At 74.9% G+C, this 12,491-nt stretch carries 9 protein-coding genes and 2 pseudogenes; 1 reads left to right on the top strand and 10 read right to left on the bottom strand.

The window, feature by feature from the left end; translation table 11 throughout:
- The first annotated feature begins 29 nt into the window (after nt 1-29).
- Nucleotides 30-632, top strand: coding sequence for a hypothetical protein (locus BLU95_RS06220; protein WP_093859081.1), 603 nt, complete (start codon nt 30-32; stop codon nt 630-632).
- Nucleotides 633-638: 6 nt separating this feature from the next.
- Here BLU95_RS06220 and BLU95_RS06215 read toward each other — a convergent pair whose 3' ends face one another.
- The 10 genes and pseudogenes from BLU95_RS06215 to BLU95_RS06175 all read right to left on the bottom strand — a co-directional run bounded on the left by BLU95_RS06215 (nt 639) and on the right by BLU95_RS06175 (nt 12,416).
- Nucleotides 639-2,267, bottom strand: coding sequence for an amidohydrolase (locus BLU95_RS06215; protein ID WP_093859080.1), 1,629 nt, complete (start codon nt 2,265-2,267; stop codon nt 639-641).
- Entirely contained in the window at nt 2,267-3,172 is a 906-nt protein-coding gene (locus tag BLU95_RS06210) for a PaaX family transcriptional regulator (protein ID WP_093864683.1), read from the bottom strand. The genes BLU95_RS06215 and BLU95_RS06210 overlap by 1 nt, the downstream gene beginning before the upstream one ends.
- Nucleotides 3,173-3,257: 85 nt before the next feature.
- Nucleotides 3,258-4,019: a maleate cis-trans isomerase family protein gene (locus tag BLU95_RS06205; protein WP_093859079.1), complete on the bottom strand. Its 762-nt coding sequence runs from the start codon at nt 4,017-4,019 to the stop codon at nt 3,258-3,260.
- A 34-nt stretch (nt 4,020-4,053) separates the two neighbouring features.
- Nucleotides 4,054-4,953, bottom strand: a complete 900-nt coding sequence (locus BLU95_RS06200) for a fumarylacetoacetate hydrolase family protein (RefSeq protein WP_093859078.1) — start codon at nt 4,951-4,953, stop codon at nt 4,054-4,056.
- 16 nt (nt 4,954-4,969) lie between these two features.
- A complete protein-coding gene (locus BLU95_RS06195) occupies nt 4,970-6,085 on the bottom strand; it encodes a cupin domain-containing protein (RefSeq protein WP_093859077.1) in 1,116 nt (371 codons plus the stop codon).
- Entirely contained in the window at nt 6,082-7,086 is a 1,005-nt protein-coding gene (locus BLU95_RS06190; RefSeq protein WP_093859076.1) for a carbon-nitrogen hydrolase family protein, read from the bottom strand. The genes BLU95_RS06195 and BLU95_RS06190 overlap by 4 nt, the downstream gene beginning before the upstream one ends.
- On the bottom strand, nt 7,083-9,575 hold the full coding sequence (locus BLU95_RS06185; protein WP_173862009.1) for an oxidoreductase: 2,493 nt from the start codon (nt 9,573-9,575) through the stop codon (nt 7,083-7,085). The genes BLU95_RS06190 and BLU95_RS06185 overlap by 4 nt, the downstream gene beginning before the upstream one ends.
- Nucleotides 9,572-9,916 (bottom strand): annotated as a pseudogene (locus tag BLU95_RS43805) (acyl-CoA thioesterase); the annotation flags it as partial. The pseudogene BLU95_RS43805 and the gene BLU95_RS06185, both read right to left, overlap by 4 nt.
- 96 nt (nt 9,917-10,012) lie before the next feature.
- Nucleotides 10,013-11,623: pseudogene (locus BLU95_RS06180) on the bottom strand (AMP-binding protein); the annotation flags it as partial.
- 139 nt (nt 11,624-11,762) lie between these two features.
- Nucleotides 11,763-12,416 (bottom strand): MBL fold metallo-hydrolase, encoded by a 654-nt coding sequence (locus tag BLU95_RS06175; RefSeq protein ID WP_093859075.1) that lies wholly within the window; start codon nt 12,414-12,416, stop codon nt 11,763-11,765.
- Between the last annotated feature and the right edge of the window lie 75 nt (nt 12,417-12,491).

The following is a 12,491-nucleotide window of genomic DNA, read 5'->3' as shown; positions in this document are numbered from 1 at the left end:
GGGGCGGCCCGTCCGGGTAGCCTGCCGGGGTGCACGGGTTCGGGGTGACGGAGTTCCAGTTGGTCCTGCTGCGACGGATGGCGGACTTCCGGCCGGAGCTGGTCGAGGACGCGGTCCGCCGGCTGGGGGAGACCCGGGCGGGGATGCGGGAGGCGAACAAGCGCTGGCAGGCGATGCTCAGGGCGCCTGGGTTCCCGGGCGGCGGGCGTCGGTACACCGCCGTGCTCGGGCCGCCGGAGGCGGTGGTGACGCGGCGGATCGGGGATCTCGCGTGCTCCGCCCGGCAGTGGGCGCTGCCGCTCTGGCCCGGGTTGCGGTTCGAGGTGCTGTCCGGTCCCGCCGAGGCGGGCGCGCCGGTGCTGAACGCCTGGCTGGTGCGGGCCGCGGACACCCCGCCGCCGGTGCTGCGCACGCTCGCCGACCTGGAGCCGTGGAGCTGTGTGGTGGCCGATCTGGGCGCGGCCTTCCCGCCCGCGGTGCCGCGCGAGGGCAGCGCGCCGAACCGGTTCCGGCTGGACTTCACGGCCCCGGACGCCGAGGGCCGGCCGCACGCCCGTACGGCGGACTTCACCTGGGGCCTGCTCCAGGAGGTGCGGCCGGCCGGCGACCCCGCGCGTCCGGCCGCGGACTGACCCGCCTCAGCGCCGGTGGACCGTGCGCCCGCCGACCACCGTGCGGTCGGGCAGCAGCGTCCGCAGCTCCTCGACCGGGCAGCTCAGCGGGTCCGTCGGCCACAGGGTCAGATCGGCGAGGGCACCGGGCCGCAGGGCGCCCCGGTCGGCGCTCTCCCCGGTCAGCCGGGCGGCCGCCGAGGTGTGCAGCGCGATCGCCTCGGACCGCTCGATCGCGTGCTCCGCCCCGACCACCCCGGCCACGGTGCGGCGGGTGGTCATGCCCCAGACGGACAGCATCGCGCCGTACGGCCCGACCGGGAAGTCCGAACCGGCCGCCAGCATCGCGCCCTCGTCCAGCCATTCGCGCAGCGGGAACAGCGCGCGGGTGCGCTCCTCGCCCCAGGCCCGCTGCTGGGTGGGGGCGCCGTCGTGCAGCAGCGGGTGCTGCACGGTCACCGGGATCCGGAGGGCGACGGCCCGGGCCCGCTGCTCGGCGCGGGCGAGCCCGCCGTGCTCCACCACCAGGGTGCCGGCGGGCAGGCCGGGGCGGCGCGCGAGCACCTCCTCGAAGACGTCGAGCAGGGTGCGCAGTCCCCGGTCGCCCCAGGCGTGCACGCCGACCCGCAGTCCGCGCCCGACCACCCGGTCCACGGCGTCGGCCAGCTCCTTCGGCTCCCACAGCAGCCGGCCGTGGTAGCAGGGCTGCCCCTGGTAGGGCTCCTCGAGGGCGCCCGCCTCGAAGCCGCCGTCGATGCCGAACTTGACTCCCCAGACCGAGAGCCGGTCGTCCTCGTGGCCGGCGGCCCGCCAGGCGTCGACGCGGTCGAGCAGGGCGTCCACCTCCTCGGGGGTGCGGACGGCGAAGCCCGAGACCAGCGCCCGGACCCGGACGGCGAGGGCGTTCGCGTCGCGGGCGGTGCGCAGCACGTCGAGGTCCTCGACCGGGACCAGGCAGTCGCGGACGGTGCCGATCCCGGTGGCGGCGTACGCGGCGGAGGCGGCGCGCAGTCCGTCGATCCGCTCGGTGGGGCCGGGCCGGGGCAGGACGCGTTCGGCGAGCTCGATCGCTTTGTTGATCAGGCGACCGGTGAGCCGGCCGTCGGCGTCGCGCTCGATCACGCCGCCGGGTGGTTCGGGGGTGGCGGCGGTGATGCCGGCGAGCCGCAGCGCGGCCGAGTTGAGCACCATGTTGTAGGCGCCGCGGCGGACCAGGACCGGGTGGCGGTCGGTGGCGCTGTCCAGCTCCTCGGTGGTCGGCATCCGCTGCTCGGCGAGGTTCATCTCCTGCCAGTTGACGGTGGTGGTGATCCACTCGCCGGCGGGGGTGGTGGCGGCCCGTTCGCGGACCAGGGCGAGGAACCCGGCCAGGTCGGTGGCGCGGTGGACGGGGACGCCGTGCACGCTGTGTCCGGCGAGGACCAGATGGGTGTGGGTGTCGTCGAAGGCGGGCAGCACGGTCGCGCCGGGCGCGTCGACGACCTCGGTGGCGGGGCCGATCAGCCCGTCCAGGCCGTGCGGGTCGGCGGCCAGCGCGGTGATCCGGTCACCGGTGACGGCGACGGCGCGCCGCGGCGGCTCGCCGGGGACGAGGGTGTGCACGGCGGCCGCGCGCACCAGCAGGTCGGCGGGGGGCCGGTGGGGCTGCGGGGTCATCACTGCTCCTGGCGGTGGTGGGCGGCGGTCACCAGCCCGGTGACCTCTTCGACGTGACGCAGGCTCGGCCCGGCGAGCAGGGTGTGGAGTCCGGTGAAGACGGCCCGGGCGGCGACGGCGTTCCAGTCGGGCGGCAGCAGCGGGGCGGGCAGCCCGGGGTCGAGGTAGGGCAGCCGCCGCCACTGGGTGAGCATCGGGACGTAGTCGCGGAACGCCTCGGCGGGCGCGAGGCCGGGGCCGTCGGAGCCGCGGTCGCTGCCGGAGCCGTCCGAGCCCCGGCCGGTCCCGGCTTCGCGCGCGTCGAGGACGGGCCGCCAGGTGTCGGTGAACGCGGCGTACTGGCCCTCGATGGCCGGGAAGTCCCACCAGGCGGCGACGGCGGTGCGCAGCTCGGTGAATCCGGCGTACTCGGCGGAGAGGAAGAGGTGGACGTACGCGTCCAGACCGAGGCGTTCGAGCAGGCGCCGGGCGTCGGGCAGGACCCGGGCGGGTGCCAGCCAGACGCCGGGGGCGGCGTTGCCGAACCCGAGCCAGCTGAGCCGGGAGCGCAGGGTGTGGCGGTGGGCGCGTTCGGACTCGGGGACGGAGAAGACGGCCACCACCCAGCCGTCGGCGAGTTCGGCGGGCTCCAGGCTGCGGAAGATCCGGCGGTCCCCCTCGTCGAACACCGGGCCCATCGCGGGGGAGAGACGGTAGCCGGTGCCGGACCCGCCGCCGCGCTCCTGGAGCAGGGTGCCGGCCTTCTTGAGACGGGAGATGGCCGAGCGGACGGCGGGTGCGTCGACGTCCAGCTCGGCCATCAGGGCGATCAGGTCGGCGATGGATATCCAGCCGCCGAGCCGGCGGACGAACTCGCCGTAGACGGTGTGGATCAGCGAGCTCGGCCGGGGCGTGCTCTCGGTCATCCGGATCTCCTCCCGACGGCTCGTGGTGATCATAGCGGTGGCTCCCGGCGGGGCGGGGCGGGTGCCCGCCCCGCCGCGGGCCGGTTCAGGACTCCGCGAACGCGCCGGAGAGCAGGTGGCCGGCGCCGGGGGCGAAGGCCGGCAGGCCGAGGGCGCGCAGCAGCTGGTGGGTGGTGCAGACGGCCGCCGAGACGACCGGTTTGCCGAGCCGCTGCTCGGCCTCCTCGATCGCCGACAGCGAGGGCATCTGCACACAGGCGGACAGCACCACCGCGTCGGCCCGGCTGTGCGCGAGGCCGGCCGCGATGGCGGGGAGCTTCGCCGGGTCGTGGGCGGCGACGTCGAGGTTGTCGGCGATCTCCAGGGCCGCGAAGTCCACCACCTCGATGCCCTCGTGGCCGAGGTAGTCGACCACGGTGCGGGCCAGCGGGCGCAGGTAGGGGGTGACGACGGCGACCTTCCGGGCGCCGAGCGTGTGCAGCCCGGTCACCAGCGCGCCGGCACTGGTGACCACGGGCGCGGCCGCGCCGTTCTCGGCGGTGCGCCGGTGCAGCCGCTGCTCGGCCTCCCGGTGGTAGCCGGGACCGGTGGCCATCACGGCGACCAGGCAGGCGTAGCCGAGCACGTCGACCCGGGCGTCCGCGAGTTCGGCGGCGCACCGGTCGGACTCGGCGTCCATGGCGCGCAGTTGCTCGGGGGTGACCCGGGTCATCCGCATCCGGCTGGAGTGGAAGGTGAAGCGCTCGGGCGCGACCCGCTCGCGGGCCCGCAGCAGGGCGGGGACCTCGGTCTCCATGGTGACGTTGGAGCTCGGGACGATCTGGCCTATCCGGTAGCTGGTGGTCATCGGGGCGGGCTCCTCTGCGGGGGCGGGCGGCGGGTCAGCGGGCGTCGATCACGGGGTTGGCGAGCGTGCCGATCCCCTCGACGGTGGCCTCGACCAGGTCGCCGGGCCGGAGGAACCGCGGGGGCACCATCCCGGCGCCGACGCCGGACGGCGAGCCGGTGGCGATGACGTCGCCGGGTTCCAGGGTGACGCCGGAGGAGATGTCGGAGATCAGCCGGGCGATGCCGAACAGCATGTGGCGGGTGTTGGAGTCCTGCCGCAGTTCGCCGTTGACCCGCAGGGACAGGTCGAGCCGCTGCGGGTCGGGGATCTCGTCGGCGGTGACCACGACCGGGCCGAACGGCGCGTAGCTGTCCTGGCCCTTGGAGAAGAACCACTGGCCGGAGCGGCGCTGGTCGCGGGCGCTGATGTCGTTGACGATGCTGTAGCCGAAGACGTGCCGCAGCGCGTCGGCCTCGGCCACCCGGAGGGCGGGAGTGCCGATGACGACGGCGAGTTCGCACTCCCAGTCGAGCTGCTCGGTGAGTTCGGCGTTGTGCAGGATCGGCTGGCCGGGGCCGGTGACGGCGGTCGAGGGCTTGCTGAACAGCACCGGACGGTCGGGCAGTTCGCGCTCGGTGTCGAGGGTGCGGTGCGACTCGGCGACGTGCTCGACGTAGTTGAGCCCGACCCCGACGATCTTGCCGGGCCGCAGCGGGGCGCGCAGCGCCACCTCGGCGAGCGGGCGGAGGTGGGCGGGACCGGCGCCGTCGAGCAGGTCGCGGACGGCGGCCAGGGCCGGTTCGCCGGCCGCGACCAGTCCCAGCAGGTCGGGGGGCAGCCGGACGCCTGCGGCGGCGGCCAGGGCGGACAGGTCGGCGACCCGGTCCCCGGCGAGCAGGGCGCCGGGGCGGGGGGTGTCGTCGCCGGGGAGGCAGTAGGTCAACAGCCGCATGGGTGTGCGCTCCTGGTCACGGGGTGGTGGTGGGCTGGTGCCCGTCGTGCTCCGGGTAGGGCTCCTCGCGGTACAGGCCGAGCGAGTGCATCACCGGGAAGTCGTTGAAGGAGAACAGGCAGGCGTCCTCGCCGGGGTCGAGGTTCGCGTGCTCGTGCCAGGCCCAGGACGGCACCACGAAGATGTCGCCCTGCTGCCAGGTGAAGCGGTGGCCGGCGACCACCGAGACGCCCCGTCCCTTGGCGGCGGTGTAGACCACCGAACCGGTGTGCCGGTGGGCCCGGGTGGCCTGGCCGGGGCGCAGCAGCTGGAGGTGGGCGCCCATGGTGGGCATCACCGAGCCGCCGGTGACGGGGTTGGTGTACTCCATGATCACCCCGTCCCAGGGCGAGCCCTCGGTGGCGCGGGCGAGCCGGGTGAGCGCGTGGTAGCTGGGCTCCCAGGGCCAGCCGAGCAGCGGCGAGTACGGCCGGGTCCACTTCTCGACGCCGTACGGCAGCAGGTTGCCGCCGTAGCTGAGCAGGGAGGAGTTGGCCACCGGCCCGGGCCGCTGGTACAGCTCGGGGTGCACCTCGTAGAAGTTGGCGTCGAGCATGTTGACCAGCGGGATGTCGAGGCCGTCCTGCCAGATCACCGGGGCGTCCTCGGACTCGTTGCCGTGCTCGTGCCAGGCGCCGTTGGGCGTGATCGCGAAGTCCCGCGGGCCGACCTCGAGCTTCTGGCCGTCGACGATCGTCCAGGCGCCGGTGCCCTCGTGCACGAAGCGCAGCGCGGAGGCCTGGTGGCGGTGCGCGGTCATCGCCTCGCCGGGGCCCATGATCTGCAGGCCGGTGTACAGCAGGCCGACGGCGGCGCTGAGTTCGCGGCGGCCCGGGTTGACCAGCATGACCACCCGGCGGCCGGCGTCGTCGGCCCGGACCAGCGGCAGCGCCTTGCGGACCAGCGGCCGCAGGTCGGCGTAGCGCCAGAGCACCGGCACCGACTTCGGCTGCGGGTACCAGGGCTCGATCTCGTTCGCCACGGTCCACAGCGCGCCCGCGTCGACCTTGGCCAGCTCTTCGTAGTAGGTGGCGAGTTCGGCGTTCTCGGCGACCCGGGCGCGGCCGATCCGGTCGTCGTCGTAGTCGGTCATTCCTCCTCCTTCGGGGGCGGTTCGGGAAGGGTCAGCGGCCGCAGCGGGCGGTTGTCCACGTGCAGCCGGAAGACGTCGAAGCGGTTGTAGTGGCCGACGATGTCGTGCATCTGCTTGGGCCGGACGCAGTCGCCGAGGTCGATCTCGGCGTACACGATCCCCTCCTCGTCCACCAGCGGCTCGGTCACCGCCCGTCCGTCGGGCCCGAAGATTCCGGACAACGCGCTGCGCGGGCGGGCGAGTTGTTTGCGGAGCTGCTGGTCCTCGCCGGCGACGGCGTCGACGATCTCCGGCGAGATGGTGGAACAGGACACCACGGTGAAGACCTTGCCCTCGAAGCAGTGCGCGGCGGCGCGCAGTGCGATCGCCTCCGCCATGTCGTAGTCCTCGGGGGCGACCGGGAGCGCGATGTAGCAGGCGGCGTGGACGAGTTCGCCCTGCGCGAGGAGGGTGAACCGGGCCAGTGGGTTGGTGTTCTCGCCGCAGGCCAGCGCGCCGAGCGGGCCGACGGCGGTGTCGTGGACCCGCAGCGTGCTGCCGTCGCCCGGGGTCCAGGTCAGTTTCTCGGCCCAGGTGGGGACCAGTTTGCGGTGCACGCTCAGCAGTTCGCCGTCGGCGTCGACGACCAGCACGGTGTTGTACAGCACCCCGAGACTGTGCCGCCCGCGCTCGTTGACGCCGATCACCAGCACCACGCCGGCCCGGCGGGCGGCGGCGCGCAGCGCGTCCACGTACGGGCCCGGCACGTCCACCGAGGCGCGGTAGAGGCGCTCGTACCAGGGCGAGCCCTGGACCGGGTTCATGGTCCAGTTCCAGTACGGGTAACCAGGGACGAACACCTCGGGGAAGACCACCAGGGTGGCCCCGTGCTCGGCCGCCTCGTGGATCAGCGCGACCGCCTTGGCCACGGTGGCGGCGGGGTCCAGGAAGACGGGCGAGGCCTGTACGGCGGCGGCGGTGAAGCGCGGGCGCCGCAGCGCGGCGGCGATCGGCTCGGTCATCGTTCCTCCTCGGTGCGGTCGGGGTACCGGGTCGGGTCGGCGCCGCCGGGCCGCCAGCGACGGTGCACCGGGGGCCCGGGCTCGCGCACCAGCCGCAGCCTCGGCGCCACCCGGTCGGAGCCCGGCCCGGGCGGGCGCCGGCTGCCCGCGGCCCACGGGCCGGGCCAGCGGGCGCCGGGGCCGTTGTACCCCTGCTCGGCGGCGGCATGCAGGGTCCACAGCGGGTCGTGCAGGTGGGCCCGGCCGACCGCGACCAGGTCGGCCCGACCGGCCAGCAGTACCGAGTTGGCGTCGTCGTGCCCGGAGATCGCGCCCACCGCGACGGTGGGCAGGCCGGTGGCCGCGCGCACCAGCTCGGCGAACGGCGTCTGGTAACCGCGCCCGTACGGCGGCCGCTGGTGCGCCACCACCTCGCCGGTGGAGACGTCCACCGCGTCGGCCCCGCCGTCCCCGAGGGCCCGGCAGATGGCGACGGCCTCCGGCTCGCCGGTGCCGCCCGGCGCCCAGTCGCTCGCCGAGATCCGCACCAGCAGCGGCCGCCCGGCCGGCCAGACCGCGCGGACCGCCGCCAGTACCTCCAGCGGCAGCCGCAACCGCTGGGCGAGCGGGCCGCCGTAGCGGTCGGTGCGCCGGTTGGTGAGCGGCGACAGGAAGCCGGAGAGCAGGTGGCCGTGGCCGAACTGGAGCTCCAGCACGTCGAAGCCGATCCGCGCCGCCCGCTCGGCTGCGGCCGCGAAGTCCGCTGCCACGGCGGCGAGTTCGATCTGATTGGCCTCGTGCGGCCGGAGGCTGTCGGCGTCCCACGGCAGCGGCGAGGCGGCCAGCAGCGGCCAGCCGTCCGCGCCCAGGGGGCGGCCGATCCCGTCCGGTCCCGGTACCGAGGTGGCGGCCCGCCGCCCGGCGTGGGTGAGCTGGATCCCGAGCGGTGTGTCGCTCACGGCCCCGACGCCGGTGACGAGTTCGCGCCAGGCCGCCTCCTGCCGGTCGTTCCACAGGCCCGGGCAGTGGTCGGTGGCCCGGCCCTCCGGCGTGACCGCCGCCATCCCCGCGATCACCAGCCCGGCGCCGCCGAGCGCGTGCGCCGTCAGCTGGGCCCGGTCGAAGGCACTGGGCAGCGTGTCGGGCGAGGTGAAGGTGGCCAGCGGCGGCACCACCACCCGGTTGCGCAGCTCCAGCGCGGCCAGCTCGAGCGGCCGGAACATCGGCGGCACCGCCGTCCCGGCCGGATCGGCACCGCCCGCGAACGCCGCCTCCACCGCCGTGACGAACCCGGGGTCGCGGGCCCGGAGGTTGCCGTAGGTGACCCGGCGGCTGCGGGTGAGGAGGTTGAACGCGAACCCGTCGGCGTCCTGCCCGGTCCGCCGGTCGATCGTCTCGAACCACTCCAGGCTGGCCTGCGCCGCCCGCTGGGTGGACTCCACCACCGGCCGCCGCTCCGCCTCGTAGGCCGCCAACGCCTGCTCCACCGTGGGCTGTTCGCCGAGGCTCGCGGCCAGGGCGAGGGCGTCCTCCAGGGCCAGCTTGGTGCCCGAGCCGATCGAGAAGTGCGCCGAGTGCGCGGCATCGCCGAGCAGCACCACGTTCCGGTGCCGCCAGGTGGCGTTGCGCACCGTGGTGAAGCGGATCCAGCGGGAGGCGTTCGGGATCAGCCGGTGCCCCTCCAGGTGCGGGGCGAGCAGCTCTGCGCAGCGCCGCACGCTCTCGTCGTCGCTCTCGCCGCGTGCGAACTCCCGGTCGGCCAGGGCCTCGAAGCCGCCCCGGCGCCAGGCGTCCTCGGCGATCTCGACGATGAACGTCGACCGTTTCGCGCTGTACGGGTAGGCGTGCACCTGGAGCACCCCGAAGTCGAAGCGCTCGACGAGGAAGGTGAAGGCGTCGAAGACCTTGTCGGTGGCGAGCCACATGTAGCGGGCGTGCCGCTCGTCCAGCTCGGGCCGGAAGGTCCCGGCGTACGCCGTGCGGGTCGCCGAGTGGATGCCGTCGGCGGCGACCACCAGGTCGTACTCCTCGGCGAGCCGCCCGACCGGGGGAGCCGGGGTGCGGTAGCGGACGTCCACCGCCAGCTCGTCGCAGCGCCGTTGCAGGATCGCGCGCAGCCGGTTGCGGTCCAGCGCCGCGAACCCGTGGCCGCCGCTGGTGCGCACCTGCCCGGCGTACCGGACGTCGATGTCGCTCCAGCGCGCGAACTCGGCGCCCAGCGCGGCGAACACGGCCGGGTCGGCCTGCGCGATGCCGTCCAGCGTCTCGTCGGAGAACACCACCCCGAAGCCGAACTCGTCCTCGCGGCCGTCCCGTTCGAAGACGGTGATCTCCCGCTCCGGGGCCAGCTGCCGGGCCAGCGCGGCGAAGTAGAGCCCGCCCGGACCGCCGCCGATCACCGCCACCCGGCGGGCGGTCGCGGTCGCGGGGTTGCCGCCGGCCGCGGGGTGGCCTCCGCTCGCCGGTCCGCCTTCGGCCCCGGTCGAGGGACCGCCTCCGGCCCCGGTCACCGGACCACCTCCGGCTCCTGCCGCCCGGCCCCGGTGAGCGCCCGGCGCACCGGCTCCGGCCAGGGCTCGGTGCCCTTGGCGTGCGGTGCGGCGTGCACCACCGACATCCGCCCGCCGGCGGCCGGGCCGTTCGGGCCGTGCACCTCGAAGGCGTAGTGCAGGGAGGAGCCGCCGATCCGCTCGACCCGCAGTTCGACCCGGACCAGGTCGCCGAACCACAGCCGTTCGCGGTAGTCGGCCTCGAAGTGCACCCGGGGGATCCGTCCGAACAGCCCGTCCAGGCCCAGCCGGCGCAGCAGTGTCGCCTCCGCGGCCTCGGCCCAGCGCTGGACGGCCGAGAAGTGGTAGTGCCCGGCGGCGTCGGTGTCGGACCACTCGACCCGCCGCTCGACGGTGACACTGGCCGGTTGCGGCCCGGCCGCGGCCTCCGTGGCGGGCGCCGCCCGGCGGCGCAGCTCGGCCCGGGCCAGCTTCCCCGTCGCGGTGCGCGGCAGCGCTTCGACGAACTCGACCGAGCGCGGGTACTTGTAGGGCGCGATGGCCCCCTTGACGTGCTCCTGGAGCGCCCGGACGGTGTCCGGCCCGGGGACGACACCCGCGCGCAGCACCACATAGGCCTTGACCACGGTGCCGCGCCGCTCGTCGGGCGCCCCGACCACCGCGCAGTCGGCGACGTCGGGGTGGTCGGCGAGCACCTGCTCCACCTCGGGCCCGGCGATGTTGTAGCCGGAGGAGACGATCATGTCGTCGTTGCGCGCCCGGTACCAGAAGTACCCGTCCGGGTCGCGCACATAGGTGTCCCCGGTGAGGTTCCAGCCGTCGCGCACGTACTCGTGCTGACGCTCGTCGCGCAGGTAGCGGCAGCCGGTGGGGCCCTTGACCGCGAGCCGCCCCGGCTGTCCGTCCGGCACCGGCCGTCCCGACTCGTCGAGTACCGCCGCCCGGTAGCCCGGGACCGGGCGGCCGGTCGAGCCGGGGCGGATGTCCCCGTCGGCGGCGGAGATGAAGACGTGCAGCAGCTCGGTGGCACCGATGCCGTCGATCAGCCGCTGCCCGGTGGCCTCGCGGAACGCCTCCCAGACGGCGGCCGGCAGGTGCTCGCCGGCCGAGACGCACCGCCGCACCCCGGCCAGCCGGTCGGCGAGCCCGGCGGCGAGGATCGCCCGGTAGGCCGTCGGCGCGGTGAACAGCACGTCGACCCCGTGCCGGTGGACGTGCCCGGCCAGCTGCTCGGGCGTGGCCTGCTCCAGTAACAGGGTGGCCGCGCCGGCCCGCAGCGGGAAGACCACCAGACCGCCCAGCCCGAAGGTGAAGGCGAGCGGCGGGGTGCCGGCGAACAGGTCCTCGGAGGTGGGCCGCAGCAGGTGGCGCGAGAAGGTGTCGGCGTTGGCGAGCACGTCGCGGTGGAAATGCAGGGTGGCCTTGGGTCGTCCGGTGGTGCCGGAGGTGAAAGCTATCAGCGCGACGTCGTCGGCGGCGGTCGGGACGGCGGTGAAGGGACCGGCCGCCGCGGCGCAGCGGGCGGTGAGGTCCTCGGGCCCGGGGCCGCCGTACGGCAGCACGGTCAGCCCGGGGGTGGTGGCCTGCTCCAGCTCGGCGAGGAAGCGGTGGTCGCAGAGGGCCAGTACGGGCGCGGCGACCTCGTGCAGGGCGGTCAGTTCGGCCGCCCGCAGCAGCGGCATGGTGGTCACCACCACCCCGCCGGCCTTCAGGACGCCGAGCCAGCAGGCCACCAGCCAGGGCGCGTTGGGCCCCCGTAGCAGGACCCTGTTGCCGGGTACCAGGCCCAGCGGTCCGGTCAGCAGCCGGGCCACCGCGTCGGCGTGCCCGCGCAGTTCGCCGTACGTCCACGTGCCGTCCGGCGTGACCAGGCAGCGCCGGTCCGGGCCGTACCGCTCGATCGTCGCGTCGAGCAGCTCGTGTGCGCAGTTCAATCGGTCCGGATAGGCCAACTCCGGTAGGTCGAAGAGGAATTCGGGCCACTCATCGAAGGGTGGCAGGTTGTCGCGACAGAACGTGTCCACGTGCGCGGAGGGCGAGAGCTCCATGGGTGGGCCACCTCATCGGGCGAGCGGGAGTGAGGCAAGTATCGCGCTTCGATGACGCCAGTCAAGAGAGCGATACACGCATTCGGCCCAGCTCGCGCCTCCGGCCCCCGCCGCTGCCGCCCCCGCTCCGCTGCTACCGCTACCTGGGAGTGGATCCGTCGCCGCGGAAGGGAGCGCCGTGACCGGGCACGATCAGGTCCGCGGCGGCCAGCACCCGCAGCCGCGAGGCCCGCAGGACCTCGCGGTCCGGAGCCACCGGGTCGTCCGCCGGTCCGGCCGCGTGCCACCACAGGTCGCCGGCGAACGCGACCACGCCCTGCGCCGTCCCGGCCAGCAGCGTGATGTCCTCGGCGCTGTGCCCGGGCGTGCGGATCAGCCGGAGGGACGGTGTGAGCTCGTACCCCTCGGCGTCCCGGTTGGTCCACTCGTGCCCCCGGTACTCGACCCGGTGGTCGTGCACCCGGGCGCGGCCGAAGAGGCCCACGTTCATGGTGTTGTCGGGGTGGTGGTGGCTGAGCACCACGTCGGTGATGTCCTCGGGGCCGAGCCCGAGCGCGGCCAGCGGGCCGAGGATGTCGTCCTGGCTCGCGACCATGCCCGGGTCGAAGATCACATGCCGTCCGGCGTCCGTGACGTAGGAGACGGTGGCGGCGACGCCGGGGCCGGTGGAGCCCACGTAGCCGGTGGTCAGGACGTGGAAGGCGGCGCTGCGGCCGAGCGGGGCGTCGGCCGGGAGTGCTGCTGCGGTCGGAGCGTTTGCGAGCGGGGCGTTTTCGAGCGGTGCGTTCGTCATGCGTCGATCCTGTCGAACGCCCATGCCCCCGACGAGTGGCACAGATGCCAGTGATCGCAGGAAAGATGCCAGCCT

It is taken from the genome of Streptomyces sp. TLI_053, assembly GCF_900105395.1.
GTDB lineage: Bacteria > Actinomycetota > Actinomycetes > Streptomycetales > Streptomycetaceae > Kitasatospora.
This window is presented reverse-complemented; position numbering and strand designations above follow the sequence as displayed.